We start from the raw sequence: 19,083 nt of genomic DNA, 5'->3' as shown, positions 1-19,083 counted from the left end.
CAATACAATGTCAGCAATAAAAAATAATTCTTGGAAACTATTCTTTTCAACATTTTTATTGCTGATATTTTTTTCCTGTTCTTCGAAAGAAGAAAAAAAAACAGACAATCCACCTGAAGAAATTGACTATATTATTCTATCGTATGTAGGAGGAGACTCTGGAAATTACAAGATCATAAAGGTCAAAAAAGATTCACTCTATCTAGAAAAGGGTGTTGCTGCAAAAAACATGCATAATGAGCAAAGGGTTGCCATCAATAATCTCGTATGGAAAAATCTCATTTCTCCTGTCGATATAAAAACCTTAGATCTTATTAAAAGCTCACCGAGCACTCAATCAGTAGATGGAACTGACGAAACTTTTCAGATCAAAACCAAAAAAAAATCTCATGTATATGTAAATGCCTACAATGATACTATTCATTATAGACAACTACAAAAAGTGAAAACCGAACTCGAAAAAATTCTTCCTAAAGAATACAAATAGCTCATGCAAGAAAATTTTTCCCTAAAACCTTTCAATACTTTTAGCGTAGAAGCTAAGGCAAAATACTTCACTGAGGTTACCTGCGTAGAAGAATTAAAAGAAGTTCTTCATTTTGCAAATTCGAATACCCCGAAGCTTCCAATCCTGTTTCTTGGAGGCGGAAGTAATATTTTATTCACTCAGGATTTTGACGGACTTGCCATTAAATTGAATTTACAGGGGATTTCTGAAGAAAGCATCAATGAAAATGAAGTTCTGGTCACTGCAAAAGCAGGTGAAAACTGGCACAATTTCGTTATTCATTGTTTGAAAAAAAATTACGGGGGTCTGGAAAATCTTTCTTTAATTCCCGGCAATGTAGGAACTTCACCGATGCAAAATATCGGAGCATACGGAACAGAGATAAAAGACGTTTTCGTAAGCTGCAAAGTTCTGGATTTAGAGAATTCAGAACTCAAAACATTCAATCTTGAAGAATGCAGATTCGGATACAGAGATTCTATTTTCAAGCAGGAAGGAAAAGGAAAATATGTGATTTTGGAAGTTACATTTAAGCTTACTACAAAAAATCATCACATTAAAACGGAATACGGAGCCATCCAATCTGAATTGGAAAACTTAGGTATTAATGACAATGTAACCATTCAGGATGTTTCTAAAGCGGTAATCAACATCCGACAAAGCAAACTTCCCGATCCAAAAGAGACCGGAAACGCAGGAAGCTTTTTTAAAAACCCGACTATTCCTTTAGCTCAGTTCGAAATATTAAAAGAAAAATTTAATAATATTCCTGGTTATCCTAACGGCGAAGTTGTAAAAGTTCCTGCGGGCTGGCTGATCGAACAATCCGGCTGGAAAGGAAAACAGATCGGCAATGTTGCGTCTCATAAACTTCAGGCATTAGTACTCATCAATGCGACAGGAAATGCAACCGGAAAAGAGATTTTTGATTTCTCTACCGCAGTGATTAATTCTATAAAAGAAAAATATGGAATTGAGCTGGAAAGAGAAGTGAATATTATATAAGTTTACAGGAAAATCTTGTAATTCTTCTGTAGTTTTTTTCCTGATTTTTGTTAGTTATTTTGATTTATTCTAAATAAACCTTTCGAGATGCAATTATATTGAATATATTTGCGTTCGATTTTATTTAGAAAAATTAAAAACAATAATGATCAGATTTTTATCTTTTGTATTCTTCTTTATTTTCACCACTCAGCTTATCAATGCTCAGGAAGGAAAATCTCAACTGAACATTACCGTTTACAACAGCGATCAAAAAGAACTCAGTGGTGTATCTATTACTACAGGAAACAATTCAATCACAACAGATAATAATGGGAATGCCAATATTCTATTATTGAACGGGAAACATCATTTAAAAATCACCCATCCTAATTATCAGGAAAAGGAACTTAATATTACATTAGATTCTCAGCAAAATATAACGATTCAGTTACAACCTCTGAGTAAACTTGAAGAGGTCATTGTTTTTTCAAAGGAAAGTAAAGGTCTGACAACCAAATCTATTATCAACCGACAGGCTATGCAGCATTTGCAGCCTTCCAGCTTTACAGATCTGATGGAATTACTTCCCGGAGGATTGGCAAAAGCACCGAATCTAAATTCTGCAAACAGAGCTTTCCTTCGTGAAAATCCCGGCAGCCTGACAAGTGACGATTACAAAACTTCTTCTCTAGGAGTCCAGTTTATGATTGATGACAATATCATCAATTCTAATGCTGATATGCAGATTTCGGTGGACAAAAATCAATTTAGCTCGGCACCACAGTCCAGAGAAACAGCCTATTCCGGAGTTGATATGAGAACTATTTCTACCAACGATATTGAAAAGGTAGAAGTTATACGAGGAATTCCTTCAGCAGCTTATGGTGATCTTACTTCCGGATTGATTAAAATTGAGCGTAAAATCGGACAATCTCCTTTACAAGCGAGATTTAAAGCAGACGGATACAGCAAGCAATATTATGTAGGCAAAGGATTTAAAATCAATGACAAATGGCAGTTAAGCGCAAGTGCAGATTTCCTTGATTCAAAATCTGATCCTACAGATTCTTTTGAGAATTATCAGCGTATAACAGCCTCGCTTCGTTCAAAAAAAATATCTACACTATGGTCAAAACCATTGGAATGGAGATCTAATCTTGATTTTTCCACCAACATAGACAACAAAAAATACGATCCGGATAACGGGTATCCTTCAACGGATAAATATGAATCTAACAATAAAAAGATCAGTATTGCCAACAATTTCACGTATCAGTTAGATCAAAGCTCATTCTTTAATAAGGTAACTTTAAATACCTCTATTCGTGCCGGATTCGAAAAGATAGAACAGACAAAACTGGTACAGTTATCAGGACCCCGTTCTTTCTCTTTAGCTTACGATCAAGGAGAAAATATTGGTTTCTTTCCTGATCTTCGTTATGTAACAGATTTTTCAACGGAAGGAAAACCTTTGGATATTACTGCTCTTTTCCAACTGAATGGAACAAAAAAAACTGGTGGTATAACGCATACTTACGAAACAGGTCTTGACTGGAGATTCTCAAAAAACAACGGAGACGGGCTGGTTTATGATATGAAAACACCTCCTTCTGCAAGTTCAGGAATCGCAAGACCACGATCTTTCAGTGATATTCCGGCTTCCAGTTTATTGGCAGCTTTTGTAGGAGACCAGATGAGCTATGCGATCAATCAGCACAAATTTACATTGTATGCAGGTTTAAGATTCTCAAAAAATATGGGAATGGATGAGTCTTATGCTATAAGCAAAAAGGTATTTACAGAGCCCAGACTGAACTTCCAGTATAGCTTACCTCATCTGATGATCAACAATTATCCGTTGAAAACAGATGTTACTTTAGGATACGGTTTATTTTATAAGCAACCGACTTTACTAATGCTTTATCCTAACAAGGAATATTGGGATTATACGCAGCTGAATTATTATCACAACGATGCTCAGTACCGTTATGTGAATTTCATGACTTATGTACAATCAAGAGAAAACAAGGATCTTGAAGCAGCAAAAAGCATAAAAAAGGAAATCAGGTTAGATTTAAGTTATAGAAATCACGATTTCTTCCTTACTTACTTCAAAGAAGATATGACAAACGGTTTCCGTAGTATGGGGCATTCAACGGTTCATACTTATAAACAATATGATGCCACACAGGTTGATCTTACTCAGTGGACTGCTAACGGACCGGATCTATCTAATGTTCCTTACCAGATCAAAAATATTTTTGCCAACTATGAAATTACCGAAAACGGAAGCGCAACGCTAAAACAAGGAATTGAGTTTGGCTACAGCTCTCCAAGAATCAAGGCGATTAATACACGATTTACATTTACAGGAGCTTATTTTAAAACTCAGTATAGAAATACTGTTCCTATCATTTATAAACCAACGGTTTCTATCGGTACAGAGCCTTTCCCTTATTACGGAATTTACCAAAACGATTATGGATATGTTAATTCGAATATGAATTACAATTTACTGATCGACACCTATTTACCAAGTCTGGATTTGATTATTTCAGCGTCTTTACAGGGAAGTCTGTTTGATCACAGAAAGAACGACCAGAGAATAGCAGAACCTATCTCTTATTACGGAATGGACGGAGTCATACATCCGTTTACCGAAGCAGACAAAACAGACACTTATAAACAATGGCTGGTAAGAAATGTTTCTGTATCAGATAACCTACCTACTCTATACACATTTACCTTAAACGGAAATATTAAAGTAACAAAAAACATTTACAAAGCACTGCGTACCTCATTATTTGTCAACAGACTTTTTAACTACAGTGCACCTTATACATTTAATAATGTAACAGTGTACAGAAGAGGAACCAATACGCCTTACTTCGGAATGGAATTAAATTATAATTTTTAAATACTAAGAAAATATTATGAAAAAAAGAGTTTTACTATTAAGTTTAGTAGCCATGATGTCGGCAACATTCTCAGTAACATCATGCTCAAGTGATGATGATTTTGGAGTGACTGCCACTCAAAATGGTGTTTTGACATTAAAATTTACGGGTGAAAATATTTCTTCGTTTAAAACTTTAGAAATAGAGATACGTGAAGTAAATACTAATGCTATTATCAAAAAAACTGTTGATAACAACAATGTAACTTCGATTGAAGTCCCTTACGGATCTTATAAAATTATTGTAAATGGTCAGGTTATCACATCTTCACAGGAAGAGGTTTCAGCAGGAGGATTAGGACAGACAGATATTACAGCATTGGCTACTAATCTGGAAATTCCTTTATATTTCAAATCTTTCCATAATGATTTTATTATAGAAGAGGTTTTCTTTACAGGCGTTCAAACTACTGAAGGTAAAAATTATAATTCAAGCCGTTACTTCAAGCTGACCAACAATACAGATCAAGTTCTTTATGCAGACGGATTGATCCTTGGTCAATCTGAGTTCCTTACAACAGATGACAAGAACCCTACTCCATACGATGTAAACCAGTATTTTGCGGTAAAAGGGGTAATGGTACTACCTGGAAGCGGAGTTCAGTATCCGGTACAGCCAGGAGATTTCATCGTTATTGCTGACAATGCAATCAATCATAAAAATAATACGAGTACAGCTTACGATCTGCACAATGCAGATTTTGAATTCCCTTCAACCAATCCTTCTTTAGGACAGGTAGATAATCCTTCAGTACCTAATGTAGAAGTAATCTATACTCAGATGACGTACAATATGTTCTTCTTACACAACAGAGGATTCGAGAGCTATGTTATTGCACGTTTCCCTGCAGGACAAGATAAAAGCACATTCTTACAAAATCAAAAATACAATTACACTTACCAAAACAGTGCAGGAACAGTAACATCAAAAAGTGCTTACGCTATTCCAAACTCATGGATTATTGATGCGGTAAACAACAGTATTCCTACCAAATTCGTTCATACTTTAACTTCAGCAAGTATTGATGCAGGATGGACATCTGCCGGAACAATAGACAACGACGCAACCCGTTACGGAAAATCTGTAAGACGTAAAGTTTTAGGAAAAATGCAAAATGGTAAAACATTATATTCAGATACCAATAATTCGTCTAATGACTTTGTAAAAGACTCGCAGCCAAGTTTAAAAGACGGTATTACACACTAAAATTATGCTAACTACAAAAAAGTCTTTCTATCTGCTATTATTAAGCTTAAGTTCATTGAGTGCGTATGCTCAGGATAGTCTTAGCTTGTACAAAAAAATAGCTAATCAGTACAATGTAGAAAGAAATTTTAAAACTCAATATTACTATAACCCGGCTTCTATGTCGGGTTATAGTTCTGCTTCATTTTCGGAATTCGAAGTTGGATACCATTCCCGAAATGAAAAAATATACCGTCAACAGCTTGGAGACGGAGATCAAGGACTTACAGTTGAAGCAAAATCATTTCAAAAGCTAAAACCCGGCCGTTTTGTATGGGGAAGCGCCAGTTACCAGAATTTAAAAACCGGTCACGTAAAATGGAATGAAACATTAGATTACGACCGTACAACTCCTTATTTAACCGCAGATTCAGTGGGAGGCAAATTAAATCTGGAGCGCTATCAGTTTTCCGGTGGTTACCTTCAAAAAATGAATCGATGGACTCTTTCCGGACAAATCGATTATCTGGCTCAGCTTGGGTATCGCTCAAGAGATCCCAGATTAAGAAGCACCACATCTGACTTAAAAATAAATGCAGGGCTTAACTACAATGTTTTCAAAGAATATGAAGTAGGTGTTTTTGGTGAATTCAATAAATACACGCAAAATAATTCCATTAAATTTCAAAGTCTACTGGGAAGACCTTATGTCTATCAGATGACGGGATTCGGATATTCCAATTATTTATTTAACGGAGGAACCAATCCGGCGGCAACTTACGAAGAGTTTGGATATAAAGGAGGAGCTCAAATTTCAAACAAACAAGGAAAAGATTTTTATCTTCAGGCAACCGTGGGAAGATCTAAAAACCTTAAAAGTTATAACGATTCAAGCACATTCTTTGACTTATCTGATCTGGAGAATAAAAGCTTTGAGTTTGAAGGAGCCAAGTTCTTTAGCTTAAATGAGAAACATCGTATCGGACTTTTAGCGAACTATACAGGGTATGTAAAAACAGGTTCTGAATTCGGATATTCTCTGAACACGACGAGTATGACTCAGATTTTTAAAAGAAAATCGTATAGAAAAGAAGACTATATAACTATGGTAAAAGGTTTCTATCAGTACAATCAAGATCACTTTACATTTGCTGCCACTCCGTTTTTCGGATATCAGGAAATGAAAGAAAGAAGACTTTTCCCAAATTCAGGGCAAAAATTTGTGTACTCTTACTTTGGGATCAACTTCGATTACAAACAACAGATCAAAGAAAATCAAATTCTGAGCATTCAGCCTTATTTCTCGCAAAGAATGGTTAATAAATCGATCAATGCCATCACAAGTACAGGAAATGCTGCTGTAGACGAGTGGCTTCTTCAGGATTATAACTTCCAGGCAAGTGATATTTTCACAGTAGGAATGTCTTTAAGATATGATTTCAAATTAGAAAAACTACCTACATTTTTTGTAAGTGCAGAATACCAATCCCAGAAAATTCAGAAAAAAAACAATAATTTTGTAGGTGCAACTTTAGGGATAACGTTTTAAGTAATGAAAAGAGGTATATTTTGGGTTTTAGGAACTGTTTTATTTATTCTATTAAGCTTTACACCAAAAGTGAGCCGTGATCTGATTGAAATTGAAGATCCAACCATAGAAGAAATTGTAAAAAGCTATAAAAAAGCAATTACAGACTGGCCAAAACCTAATATTGACTACGGAGTACAATGGAAAGAATTTGCTCCCATAAAAAGTGATTCCGCTTACTTTACAGAGCAGGACAAACCCAATGTTATCTTAGGAAAAATGCTCTTTTTTGATCCTAAACTATCAAAATCAAATCAGGTTTCCTGCAGTTCCTGTCACGACCCGGAAATGGGTTGGTCAGACAGGAGAAGAGTGGCATTAGGAAACGATCACTTATTAGGAAACAGAAATACCATTTCTCTGTACAATATTGCAGAACGTACATCTTTTTTCTGGGACGGAAGAGCAAAAACCCTTGAAGAACAAGCTGCAGGACCTCTTGGAGCCCACCATGAAATGGCAATGGATGTAAAAACATTACCTGCAAAAATTCAGGCTGTAAAAGGTTATCAGCAGCTTTTTAAAAATGCTTATGGAGATCAGAAAGTTACCTATGCAAGAATTGTAAAAGCCATTGCTGATTTTCAGAAAACCATAAAAAGCCAGCCAAGCCGATTTGATAAATTCATGGAAGGAAAATACAACGCTCTTTCCGATGAAGAAATCTACGGAATGCATATTTTCAGAACAAAGGCCCGTTGCATGAACTGCCACAACGGTAAAAACCTTACGGATGAATCTTTTCACAACATTGGGCTTACCTATTACAAAAAGAAATACGAAGATCTCGGCCTATATAATATAACCAAAAAATCTGAAGATGTGGGCAAATTCAGAACCCCGCAACTCAGAGATCTTATGCTTACCCAACCGTGGATGCACAATGGACTTTTCAACGATCTTGACGGCGTTGTAAATATGTACGATAGCGGAATGCACATGATCGACCCTTCTCCCGAGAAAAAACAACAAGATCCCCTTTATCCGGTCACAGATCCCTTATTAAAACCATTGAAATTAACCGCTGAAGAAAAGAAAGCTTTGGTTTCATTTTTAGAAGCGCTTTCAGGAACAAAATTCAAGATGAGAAGACCTGAATTCCCGGTTGAATAAGTGCGAAAGTTTTTAAGCTAAAAGCGGTTCAAGACAGCTCAGAAAATCTATAAAATTTCGTTGCTATCATTTACCCAAACTATTTCATTAAAAACAGTAAATTTGTATGTTAATTGTTTTTAATGAAATACATTTTACTTACGCTGATATCAGCGATGTTGCTGTCCATCTCATGGCCTACTTACGGAGTTCCGTTTTTCATATTTACGGCCCTTGTTCCACTTTTAATGATGGAACATGGAGTTTCTAAATTTTCAGATTACAAAAGAAAAAGCTGGGTTGTTTTCGGGCTCTCCTACTTATGTTTTGTCATCTGGAATATCGTAACGACAGGCTGGCTGTATGGTTCGAAAAACCCTGACGGAAGTCATTCTTTAATGGCTGTTTTATTCCCTGTTTTAGTCAATTCTCTGCTATATTCATTAGTATTTCAATGCTACCACTGGTACAAAAATGCACAGGGAACGTATTGGGGACTGGCTTTTTTCGTGGCGATCTGGATGAGCTTTGAAAAATTCCATTTGAATTGGGAACTGACATGGCCATGGTTGAATTTAGGAAATTCATTTTCAGAATATCCAAAACTAGTTCAGTGGTATGATACCTTAGGCGCAACAGGCGGAAGTTTCTGGATTTTATTAATCAATGTTTTATTGTTTTATACCATAAGAACCTGGGAAGCCGGAAGAAAGAGAAAAGATTTAATTAAAAACTCGTCTATTCTTGCCGCCCTCATCATTATCCCAATGATTATTTCAGTAATAAAATACAATAACTTCGATGAAAAACCTATCGGATCCGTCAATGTTTTAATGCTTCAACCTGATCTTAACCCTTATGGTGAAAAATACTCCAAAGACAGTTTAACAATTGAACAGGAACTTTTGGATCTTGCCGAAAAAAACACAAAAGGAAAGATTGATTATTATATTGCTCCTGAAACCGCACTTCCGGGAAGAGGTTCCATCTCTGAAACCGCCTTTGAGAAAAGTGTTATTTTAAATAACCTTAAAGATTTCTTAGCAAAACATCCTGGCTCCGTTTTTTCAACAGGAATTTCTTCTCATAAATTTTACACCAGTCAGGAAAACCTGCCTAAAGAAGCTTATCAGATCAATCAGGGACTTTGGGTTGAAAGCTTTAATACGGCAATACAGGTTACGCCTAATCAGAACGTACAGGTGTATCATAAAGGCAAATTGGTTCCTGGAGTGGAAATTTTCCCTTATATGAACTATTTAAAGCCTCTTTTGGGCAATGCTATGATCAATCTGGGGGGAACTGTTGCCTCGTTGGGAACAGATAAAGAAAGGGTTGCTTTTTCAAATCCTTACAACAAAGGAAAAATTGCCCCTATTATCTGCTACGAAAGCATCTATGGAGAATTCGTAACAGAATATGTAAAAAAAGGTGCCAACTTTTTAGGAATTATGACCAATGATTCCTGGTGGGGCGTTTCAGAAGGACACAAACAGCTTCTCTCCTATGCGAAATTAAGAGCCATAGAAACCCGAAGAGAAATTGCACGTGCAGCAAACAGTGGTATTTCTGCCCACATCAATGCTAAAGGAGAGATTGTAGAAGATACTTTTTATGGAGACAAAACTGCACTTTTCGCAAAAATCAATTTATATGAAAACCAGACTTTCTATGTAAAGGCCGGAGATCTCCTCACCCGATTCTCTTTATTTGCGTTAGGATTTTTATTATTTTATTTTATGATAAAACGTATTCAGAAAAAGATGGCTAAACAAAAGGCTTAGTGGCCATATTTCTGAAAAAATATTATAACTAATTGAAAAATAAATTTTAAAACATTTGTCTATCTAAAAAATTCTTCGTTATTTTGCAACCTCAAATATTATACAAATAAGAACATCGAGATATGTCAAGAATTTGCCAAATAACAGGAAAGCGTGCAATGGTTGGTAACAACGTTTCTCACGCTAATAACAAAACGAAGCGTCGTTTTGAAATTAACTTATTGGAGAAGAAGTTTTACCTTCCGGAGCAAGATAAGCACGTAACACTGAAAGTATCAGCTCATGGATTGAGAGTGATTAACAAGATTGGAATCGAAGAAGCTATTGAAAGAGCTACTAGAAACGGATTGATTAAAAAGAATTAATAAATCATGGCAAAAAAAGGAAATAGAGTTCAAGTAATCCTTGAATGCACAGAGCATAAAGAAAGCGGAGTAGCAGGAATGTCTAGATACATCACTACTAAAAACAAAAAGAACACTACAGAGAGATTGGAGCTTAAGAAGTACAATCCAGTTCTTAAAAAAGTTACCGTTCACAAAGAAATTAAGTAATTTATCAAATATAATTTACCATGGCAAAGAAAGTAGTAGCAACCCTACAAACTGGGTCTAAAAAAATGACTAAAGTTGTGAAAATGGTTAAGTCATCTAAGTCAGGTGCTTACGTTTTCGAAGAAAAAGTAATGAATGCAGACGAAGTAGACGGTTATTTGAAAAAATAATCTACGCTTTATTTACAATATAAAAAACTACTCAGCTTTTGGGTAGTTTTTTTGTTATCTTTGTCCTAAAGACAGATAACACAACATCTTATATAGAATTCTATGAGTTGGTTTAAAAATATTTTTAAGAAAGAAGAAAAAGAAACTTTAGACAAAGGATTGGAAAAATCCAGTCAGGGTTTCTTTGAAAAAATGACGAAAGCCGTAGTCGGTAAAAGCAAAGTAGATGATGAAGTCCTGGATGATCTGGAAGAAATACTTATCGCATCCGACGTAGGCGCCTCTACAACCATCAAAATCATAGGAAGAATTGAGGAACGTGTTGCTCGGGACAAATATGTTAGCATAAGTGAATTAGATAAAATTCTCCGTGAAGAAATTTCAGGTCTCCTGCTTGAAAACCCTCATGCAGGAACAGGAAATATCGACGCTTCTAAAAAACCATACGTTATTATGGTAGTAGGAGTAAATGGAGTTGGAAAAACAACCACCATCGGGAAATTAGCACATCAATTTACGACAGAAGGAAAAAAAGTGGTTCTGGGAGCTGCAGATACCTTTAGAGCTGCTGCTGTAGACCAGTTAGTAATTTGGAGTGAAAGAGTGGGAGTTCCTATCGTAAAACAGGAAATGGGATCAGATCCTGCTTCTGTTGCTTTTGACACCGTACAAAGTGCTGTTGCTCAAAATGCGGATGTTGTGATCATTGATACAGCAGGAAGACTTCACAATAAGATCAACTTAATGAATGAACTTTCTAAAATCAAAAGAGTAATGCAAAAGGTTATTCCGGATGCTCCTCATGAGATTTTATTGGTATTGGATGGGTCTACAGGTCAGAATGCTTTCGAACAGGCAAAACAGTTCACTGCAGCAACAGAAGTAAATGCTTTGGCTGTAACAAAACTTGACGGAACCGCAAAAGGCGGGGTTGTGATTGGTATTTCCGATCAGTTCCAAATTCCTGTAAAATATATTGGAGTCGGCGAAAAAATGCAGGACCTCCAATTATTCAATGGTACGGAATTTGTTGATTCGTTCTTCAAGAAAAGATGATATTTATCATGTTTTCCCTTCATTAGTAGTATCACAATTTCATAAATATTAACAATTTAAAAATTTGCAACTATGGGAATTTTAACATGGATTTTATTCGGACTTATTGCTGGAGCAATCGCAAAAATGATCATGCCCGGAACTCAGGGAGGAGGATGGCTGATCACCATCATTTTGGGAATCATAGGAGCTTTCGTAGGTGGAGCTATTGGAGTGTATATTTTACACTGGGGTGATGTTACCTCTTTCTGGAATCCCAGAAGCTGGATTCTGGCAATTGGAGGCGCTTTAATCATCCTCTGGATCTACGGAATGGCAACGAAGAAAAGCAGCTAGATAAATTAGTATAAAAATAAAACGGCGGATTTGAATATTCAAATCCGCCGTTTCTGTACAATATATAATTTAGTTAATTTTTATCTGATATGGCATTTCCATTTTCACTTCAGATCTCAGTTTCTCATTGGTTACCTGCTCTAGAATATCATAATTCGTCTTCCCTATTTTGCTTTTGATAATTCTTGCAGAAATTTCATCTTCATTCATGTCATCGAAAATTTGTTCAAATGCAGTCTTTTTCTTCGGATATGAAGTTACGCCATAAGATTTCAATCCTGCTTTTTGTGCAGCGAATTTTACAGCATCATCAAGCGTTCCCAAATCGTCTACCAATCCAATCTGCTTAGCACGTACTCCACTCCATACTCTTCCTCCACCTACATTATCAATCTGCTCAAATGTTTGTTTTCTGTTTTGCGTTACAAAATGAACGAATCTTTTATAAGTTCCTTCTACACTTCTCGTCACTTGCGCAACTCCATAGGGCGTAAGTCCGTTTAAGGCTGAATAATAGGCTGAATTAGCATTTGTAGCAACAATATCTGAACGGATCCCGTTTTTATTAGCAATCTCTTTATAATAAGGCATCACTCCAAAAACGCCTATTGAACCTGTAAGTGTATTCGGTTCAGAATAAATCTTATCTGCAGACATCGCAATATAATATCCTCCTGAAGCCGCATAATCTCCAAATGACACTACAACTGGTTTTACTTTTTTAAGCTGTTGAAGTTCATATAAAATTTCGTCTGATGCATTTGCGCTCCCTCCCGGAGAATTGATTCTGAAAACAACCGCTTTTACTTTATCGTCTTTCTTAAGCTCCTGAATATATTTTACATATTTTTCAGAATAGATATCTCCATATTTATCTCCGTTATTAATAGAACCCGAAGCATATAATATCGCTACTCCATCTCCTGATTTATTTTTATCTGAATATGAAGTGATATAGTTTGTGATAGATACCTTATTCAGTTTATCATCTTTAGAAGTTCCTACTTTAGATTTGATAAAATCATCGTATTCTGATTTCTGAACTAATTTATCTACTAATTTATATTTCAAGCTTTGCTCAGGGATCATCCCGTAAAGACTGTCTACAGCAGTTTTGAACTGACCTGCATCTATTTTTCTCGAAGCTGATATTTTCGCAGCCGTATTCCCCCAGATATCATTAAGCAAAGTACTTAACTGCTCTCTGTTTTCATCAGAGATATCATTTCTTATAAAAGGTTCTACAGCCGATTTAAATTTACCATGTCTGATCACTTCTATTCCGATACCATATTTATCAGCAAATTCTTTAAAGAAAGTAACCTCTGTAGACAGGCCTTTTAAATCGATCATTCCTGAAGGATTTAAAAAATACTGATCTGCCACAGATCCTAAATAATAAGTAGACTGGGAAACTCCATTCCCATACGCATATACGAATTTCCCACTTTTCTTAAAATCTTCTAAAGCAGCTCTAATATCATCAAGCTGAGTAATACCTGCATTTAATTGATCCGTTTCAATACTGATTCCTTTAATATTATCATCTGTTTTAGCATTTTTAATTGCTTCTAAAACATCATATAATAATACACTCTTATTCTTATTATTTACACTGAATATACTTGCTTGTTCTTCTGTAGGACTATCTATAATATCCGTCTTCAAATTAATTGTTAAAACTGAATTCTTTTTTACTACAACAGACTTTTCTCCACTCATCGCACTGAAGAAAATAACGACTATAAAAAAGAAAAAAAACACGGCAGATAGTATTACAAATGCAACTATATTTGCCAATACATTTTTAAAGAAACTCTTCATAAAATTTATTTTAAACAATATGTCGCAACATCATGTCGTTTTGTTACTCGGAAGTAACCTTGGTGATAAAAAAAAAAATATAGAGTTATCCATTCAAAAGCTTAATCAGGAAGTAGGAAAAGTGACAGCCCTTAGTGAATTTTTAATTACTGAACCCGTAGAATTTGCTAGTTGTAATATTTTTTGTAATATTGCACTAGTAATATGCACACATTTTTCACCTATTCAACTACTTAAACAGATCAAAAGAATTGAAGTTGAGATGGGAAGAACTCAGGATTCTAGCACCCTTGGAGGCTATACAGACAGAGTAATAGATATTGATATTGTAAAGTTTGACAACCTGAAATTTGTGTCAGAAAAGCTAGAAATCCCTCATCAGAAGCATCTTTTTGAAAGGGAATTCTCTAAGATAATTTTAAAAGACTTTATCTAAAACATAAAACATATTGTATGAAATTAGGTTTATTATTATTAGCTGCATTGCCTATTGCAACATATGCACAGGACAGTATTGCTGTTAGTTCCTACGATGAATACCCTAATACGTTCTCCTCTGGTTCTGCCAATGTACAGCCTTTCAACAACAAAGCCAGAAAATTCAATGACTGGTCTATTTCAGTTGGGGGAGGTGCTGCTTTCATGGTTCACTCTGATCTGAAATCGATTACCGATAAAAAGGTCAACTGGGGATATAACGCTTACGTGAGTATTGACAAACAAATCACCCATTTTATGGGACTTAGCGTTATTTACCAAAGAGGTGAAACGACACAGAAAGCACAGCTTGAAGGAGCTGCTGGTATTGCCGCAGGAATTGCGGAAGCTAACACTAAATTTAATCAGATTGCCTTAATGGGAGATGTTAACTTTTCAAATCTTTTGAGAAGAGTAGACAACCTTTCTCCTTACAGATGGGCGTTCCATGGTTATGCCGGTGTTGGTTTAATGAGTTATAATACATCTTTACATGATAATAATGAATTCAGGTGGAGTACTACTCCAGCAAGAGTTCCTTTATTTATTAAGCAAAAAATGGATCTTAATTCAATCTATTACCAGTTTGGTATTGGATTGAAATATAATGTTTCAAGGCTTATTGATGTAGAAGCAAGAACGATGTATATTATGAGTGGGGATGATGAATTTGACGGAGGAGGAAATGCAGGACCTGCAGATTACGATCCGACATCTAATGTTTCTAAGTATAACATGATCAACAAAAGAAGATCTGACAATGCTTGGACTGTTAACTTAGGAGTATCTTTCAAATTAGGAAAGCATCTATCTCACTTAGCTTGGCATGACCCATTACAAGAAACGTATGCTAGAATTCATACATTAGAAAATACAAATGTAGATTTTGTTGTTTGTGAAAAAGGAGACCAAGACAATGACGGAGTTTGCGATGATTGGGACAGACAACTTGATACTCCTGCTGGTGCAAGAGTTGACGGAGCCGGTGTTGCCCTTGATATGGATCTTGACGGTGTGATTGATCTTTACGATAAATGCGTAACTGTACCGGGACCAGTTGAAAATGCTGGTTGTCCTAAATAAATAAAATCATTTAATTAACTAAATAATAAAAATACACTATGAAAATAAGTTTAGCAATTGTAGCATTAGCACTGGCCGTTCCTGCCGTAAGCTTTGCACAAGACTCAACAGCAGTTTCGGCTGCAGAAAAATATCCTAATACTTTTTCATCAGGTTCAGCTAACGTTTCTCCTTTCACTAACAAATCTAAAAGATTTAATGATTGGGCTATTTCAGCTGGGGTTGGTGTGCCATTAATGCAATCGGCAGATTTGACATCAATAAAAAATGGTAACGGTAAAAACCTTTTCGGATATTCTGCATATGTAAGTATTGATAAAGCGATTACTCATGCTTTTGGTATTAATTTACAATATGACAGAGGAGAAACCAGACAAGGATGGTTCAGTACTAAAAAAGCAGCTCCCGCAGATGCATCTTCGACTCAGCATGTAGGAGCAAGAACTCAATATGATGCGATCTCTTTAATCGGGGATCTTAATATTTCAAACCTATTAAGAAGAGTAGACAACAAGTCTCCTTACAGATGGGCTTTACACGCTTATGGAGGTGTTGGTACATTAGCTTACAGAGCTTATCAGAAAGATGAGATGGGGCAAAGATTGGTTACAGAAGAAAAACCTTTTAAATTAGGTTCTATGTTTGCTCAAGCTGGTGCCGGTGTTAAATTTAAAGTTAACAGAAGAATTGATATTGAAGGTAGATTAATGTATGTAATCACTGGTGATGATGAATTTGATGGTGGAGGTAACAAGTATAGTCCAATCAACCAACGTGAAGAGCAAGTTTCTGACAACTTCTTTAATGCTACTTTAGGGGTAAGCTTAAAATTAGGAAAACACGAATCTCACTTGATGTGGCATGACCCACTTCAGGAAGTATATTACAAACTAGATGTTTTAGCTAATAAAAACCAAGATATTGAAGTTTGTAAAAAAGGTGACTTAGATAATGATGGTGTTTGTGACGATTGGGACAGACAGCTTGATACTCCTGCTGGTGCAAGAGTTGACGGAGCCGGAGTTGCACTTGATACAGACCTAGACGGAGTAATCGACCTTTACGATAAATGTGTAACTGTTCCTGGACCTGTTGAAAATGCTGGTTGCCCTATTGCACCTGCTACAACCGGGCCTGTAACAGATGATACAAGAACGCTTGAAGGAATCGAATTTGATCTTAACTCAGATAGAATCTTGCCATCTAACACACCTATCCTTAACAACGCTGTAAATTATATCAACTCATCTACTGGTACATATACAGTGGTAGGTGCAACAGATACAAGAGGTACTGATGCTTACAACCAAAAATTATCTGAAAGAAGAGCAAATAATGTAAAAGACTACTTAATTAAAAATGGAGTAGAGTCTGGAAAATTAAATGCTATCGGTAAAGGTAAAAAAGACTTAAAATATCCTGAATGTGATCCTGCTACAAAATGTCCAGAATGGAAAAACAGAGCAAACAGAAGGGTTTATTTCGAAGCTAAATAGTAAACTTTCTATTATATTTAAAAGTCACGCAATGCGTGACTTTTTTTGTGTTGATACTTTCCTTATTTTTACCCTATGATTTCTCCACAAGACCTTCAAAAATTAAAATTCGACACTCTAAAGTATTTTTGGAGCTATGATACTTTCAGGGATTCTCAGGAAGAAATAATAGATTCTGTGCTGCATTCTAAAGACACACTGGCATTATTACCTACAGGAGCAGGGAAATCGCTTTGTTATCAATTGCCTGCACTTCTTCGGGAAGGTGTATGTTTGGTCATTTCACCATTACTTGCACTTATGAAAGATCAGGTTAATCAACTGAAAAGCCATCAGATTGAAGCAGAATATTTATCTTCAGAACTGGATGAATTTGATTCAGAAGTTATTTATAACAGATGCAAGGACGGACTTACAAAATTATTGTACGTTTCTCCGGAAAGATTGACGAATACTCAATTCTTACAAAATATTGAAGAAATTCAGCTATCCTTTATTGCTGTAGATGAAGCGCACTGTATTTCAGAATGGGGACAAGATTTCAGACCCAGTTATCAGAATATTAAAGAATTTCGAAAAAACCATCCCGGAATAGCCTGTTTAGCTTTAACAGCAACAGCTACACCAAAAGTTTTAGATGAAATAAAAGCAAAACTTGAATTAAAGAATCCTACTGTATTTCAGAAAAGTTTCAAAAGAGATAATATCAAAATATTTTCAGAAGAAATTTCAGATAAATATCAAAGAGTTTTTGACATTTTAAAATATGCTACAAAATCAGGAATTATATATGTAAGAACAAGAAAAGATGCGGAACAGCTTACCGAATTTCTTCATAAAAATCAATTAAAAAATGTTGATTTCTTTCATGCTGGATTAACAACAAAAGAAAAAAATACAAGGCAAAATATTTGGAACAGAAGCGACCAGCATGTTTTAATATCTACCAATGCTTTCGGAATGGGAATCGACAAAGATAATGTTCGCTTCGTTATTCACTTCTCTCCTGCTCCTTCTATTGAAAATTATTATCAGGAAATAGGTAGAACAGGAAGAGATGGTAAAAAAAGTTTTGCATTTTTGCTTTGGGACAAGCAGGAACTTTCAAATTTTGATCAGATCTTAAAAAACCAGATTCCGAATAAAGCCGAGTTTTTAAAAATAATTTCTTACCTCTACTCTATCTTTCAGGTTGCAGAATACGAACTACCTGAAAAGGTTTTCCAACTAAATATAGCAGGAATTCAGAATTTCACAAGGTTATCAAAAGCAAAAATTAATAATGTATTAGGCTTTCTGCACAATCAGGAAATTATTTATTTTAATAATAATAAAAGCCTCTCTTCTCTTCAACTACTGATGAAACCTGATGAAATTGATCAGCTACCTCAGAAAGATGCTTATTTTATTGAGCTCCTACTAAGAACCGTTTCAGGAATTGCTACGCACAAAGTAATGTTCAGTGAACAGCAGGTAAGCAATAAAATTGAGGTGAGTGTTCATTTAATAAAAGAAAGATTAAAAGAACTGCAGCAAAAAAATTATGTTGAATATATTGACGGAGCACTTTCCAGCATTAAATTTTTAAAACCCAGAGACGAAAGAGTGATCAACAGCTCCTACTGGAAACTTTTTGAACACATTCAAAAAAACAAAATCCAAAAATGGGAAGAAATGAAATTCTATCTTGAAGACAACCGACATTGCAAAATGAAGCTGATCCTTTCTTATTTTGGAGAAAAGGATGCAAAAAACTGTGGTAATTGTTCTGTTTGTGAAAAAAAGAAACGATCTGTTTTCGGACAAAACATTTCTCTGGAAATCATTAATATTTTAGCTAAAAAACCGGCAACAATAGAGGACTTATCGATACAACTGACTTATCACCCGAAAGACAACATTCTGGAAAATCTTATTTATCTTTTGGATTCGGGGAAGGTAAAAATGCTGAATTTTAGAACCTACGCCTTGGCATAGGTGATGGAT

General features: G+C 35.4%; 17 protein-coding genes. 16 read left to right on the top strand and 1 reads right to left on the bottom strand.

The annotated features are described in order from the left end of the window. Positions 1-7 precede the first annotated feature (7 nt). From JI747_RS17425 to JI747_RS17370, 12 genes are all read left to right on the top strand, one after another. Positions 8-487 carry a hypothetical protein gene (locus JI747_RS17425; RefSeq protein ID WP_225690147.1) on the top strand — a complete coding sequence of 160 codons (480 nt, stop codon included), beginning with the start codon at positions 8-10 and terminating at the stop codon, positions 485-487. Between the two features lie 3 nt (positions 488-490). Beyond that, positions 491-1,513 carry a UDP-N-acetylmuramate dehydrogenase gene (murB, locus tag JI747_RS17420; protein WP_225690146.1) on the top strand — a complete coding sequence of 341 codons (1,023 nt, stop codon included), beginning with the start codon at positions 491-493 and terminating at the stop codon, positions 1,511-1,513. 145 nt (positions 1,514-1,658) lie between these two features. Beyond that, complete coding sequence (locus JI747_RS17415; protein ID WP_225690145.1) at positions 1,659-4,412, top strand: TonB-dependent receptor plug domain-containing protein; 2,754 nt, start codon at positions 1,659-1,661, stop codon at positions 4,410-4,412. 16 nt (positions 4,413-4,428) lie between these two features. Further along, positions 4,429-5,658: a DUF4876 domain-containing protein gene (locus JI747_RS17410; RefSeq protein ID WP_225690144.1), complete on the top strand. Its 1,230-nt coding sequence runs from the start codon at positions 4,429-4,431 to the stop codon at positions 5,656-5,658. Positions 5,659-5,662: 4 nt separating this feature from the next. Further along, a complete protein-coding gene (locus JI747_RS17405; protein WP_225690143.1) occupies positions 5,663-7,186 on the top strand; it encodes a DUF6850 family outer membrane beta-barrel protein in 1,524 nt (507 codons plus the stop codon). Positions 7,187-7,189: 3 nt separating this feature from the next. Further along, positions 7,190-8,338, top strand: a complete 1,149-nt coding sequence (locus tag JI747_RS17400) for a cytochrome-c peroxidase (protein ID WP_225690142.1) — start codon at positions 7,190-7,192, stop codon at positions 8,336-8,338. A gap of 122 nt (positions 8,339-8,460) precedes the next feature. Then, positions 8,461-10,101, top strand: coding sequence for an apolipoprotein N-acyltransferase (gene lnt, locus JI747_RS17395; RefSeq protein WP_225690141.1), 1,641 nt, complete (start codon positions 8,461-8,463; stop codon positions 10,099-10,101). A gap of 122 nt (positions 10,102-10,223) precedes the next feature. Next, the gene (gene rpmB, locus JI747_RS17390) at positions 10,224-10,466 is read left to right on the top strand and encodes a 50S ribosomal protein L28 (protein ID WP_002976757.1); all 243 of its coding nucleotides are present in this window, start codon (positions 10,224-10,226) and stop codon (positions 10,464-10,466) included. 6 nt (positions 10,467-10,472) lie between these two features. Beyond that, positions 10,473-10,655, top strand: coding sequence for a 50S ribosomal protein L33 (gene rpmG, locus JI747_RS17385; RefSeq protein WP_039368104.1), 183 nt, complete (start codon positions 10,473-10,475; stop codon positions 10,653-10,655). A 20-nt stretch (positions 10,656-10,675) separates the two neighbouring features. Next, positions 10,676-10,825 carry a DUF4295 family protein gene (locus tag JI747_RS17380; protein ID WP_065722020.1) on the top strand — a complete coding sequence of 50 codons (150 nt, stop codon included), beginning with the start codon at positions 10,676-10,678 and terminating at the stop codon, positions 10,823-10,825. A 102-nt stretch (positions 10,826-10,927) separates the two neighbouring features. Continuing rightward, positions 10,928-11,881: a signal recognition particle-docking protein FtsY gene (gene ftsY / locus JI747_RS17375; RefSeq protein WP_225690140.1), complete on the top strand. Its 954-nt coding sequence runs from the start codon at positions 10,928-10,930 to the stop codon at positions 11,879-11,881. 72 nt (positions 11,882-11,953) lie between these two features. Next, a complete protein-coding gene (locus JI747_RS17370) occupies positions 11,954-12,217 on the top strand; it encodes a GlsB/YeaQ/YmgE family stress response membrane protein (RefSeq protein WP_225690139.1) in 264 nt (87 codons plus the stop codon). Positions 12,218-12,286: 69 nt separating this feature from the next. Here JI747_RS17370 and sppA read toward each other — a convergent pair whose 3' ends face one another. Further along, positions 12,287-14,041: a signal peptide peptidase SppA gene (gene sppA / locus JI747_RS17365; protein WP_225690138.1), complete on the bottom strand. Its 1,755-nt coding sequence runs from the start codon at positions 14,039-14,041 to the stop codon at positions 12,287-12,289. Between the two features lie 19 nt (positions 14,042-14,060). Here sppA and folK point away from each other — a divergent pair, with 19 nt between their 5' ends. The 4 genes from folK (at position 14,061) to JI747_RS17345 (ending at position 19,074) form a co-directional block, all read left to right on the top strand. Next, complete coding sequence (folK, locus tag JI747_RS17360; RefSeq protein WP_225690137.1) at positions 14,061-14,477, top strand: 2-amino-4-hydroxy-6-hydroxymethyldihydropteridine diphosphokinase; 417 nt, start codon at positions 14,061-14,063, stop codon at positions 14,475-14,477. A 17-nt stretch (positions 14,478-14,494) separates the two neighbouring features. Further along, a complete protein-coding gene (locus JI747_RS17355) occupies positions 14,495-15,601 on the top strand; it encodes an OmpA family protein (RefSeq protein WP_225690136.1) in 1,107 nt (368 codons plus the stop codon). Positions 15,602-15,639: 38 nt separating this feature from the next. Beyond that, the gene (locus JI747_RS17350) at positions 15,640-17,097 is read left to right on the top strand and encodes an OmpA family protein (RefSeq protein ID WP_225690135.1); all 1,458 of its coding nucleotides are present in this window, start codon (positions 15,640-15,642) and stop codon (positions 17,095-17,097) included. A 75-nt stretch (positions 17,098-17,172) separates the two neighbouring features. Then, positions 17,173-19,074, top strand: coding sequence for a RecQ family ATP-dependent DNA helicase (locus JI747_RS17345; protein ID WP_225690134.1), 1,902 nt, complete (start codon positions 17,173-17,175; stop codon positions 19,072-19,074). Positions 19,075-19,083 lie beyond the last annotated feature (9 nt).

Source organism: Chryseobacterium tagetis (assembly GCF_016735585.2).
Taxonomy (GTDB): Bacteria; Bacteroidota; Bacteroidia; order Flavobacteriales; family Weeksellaceae; genus Chryseobacterium; species Chryseobacterium tagetis.
Note: the sequence above shows the minus strand (reverse complement) of the source record. Positions and strands in the feature narration are given on the sequence as shown.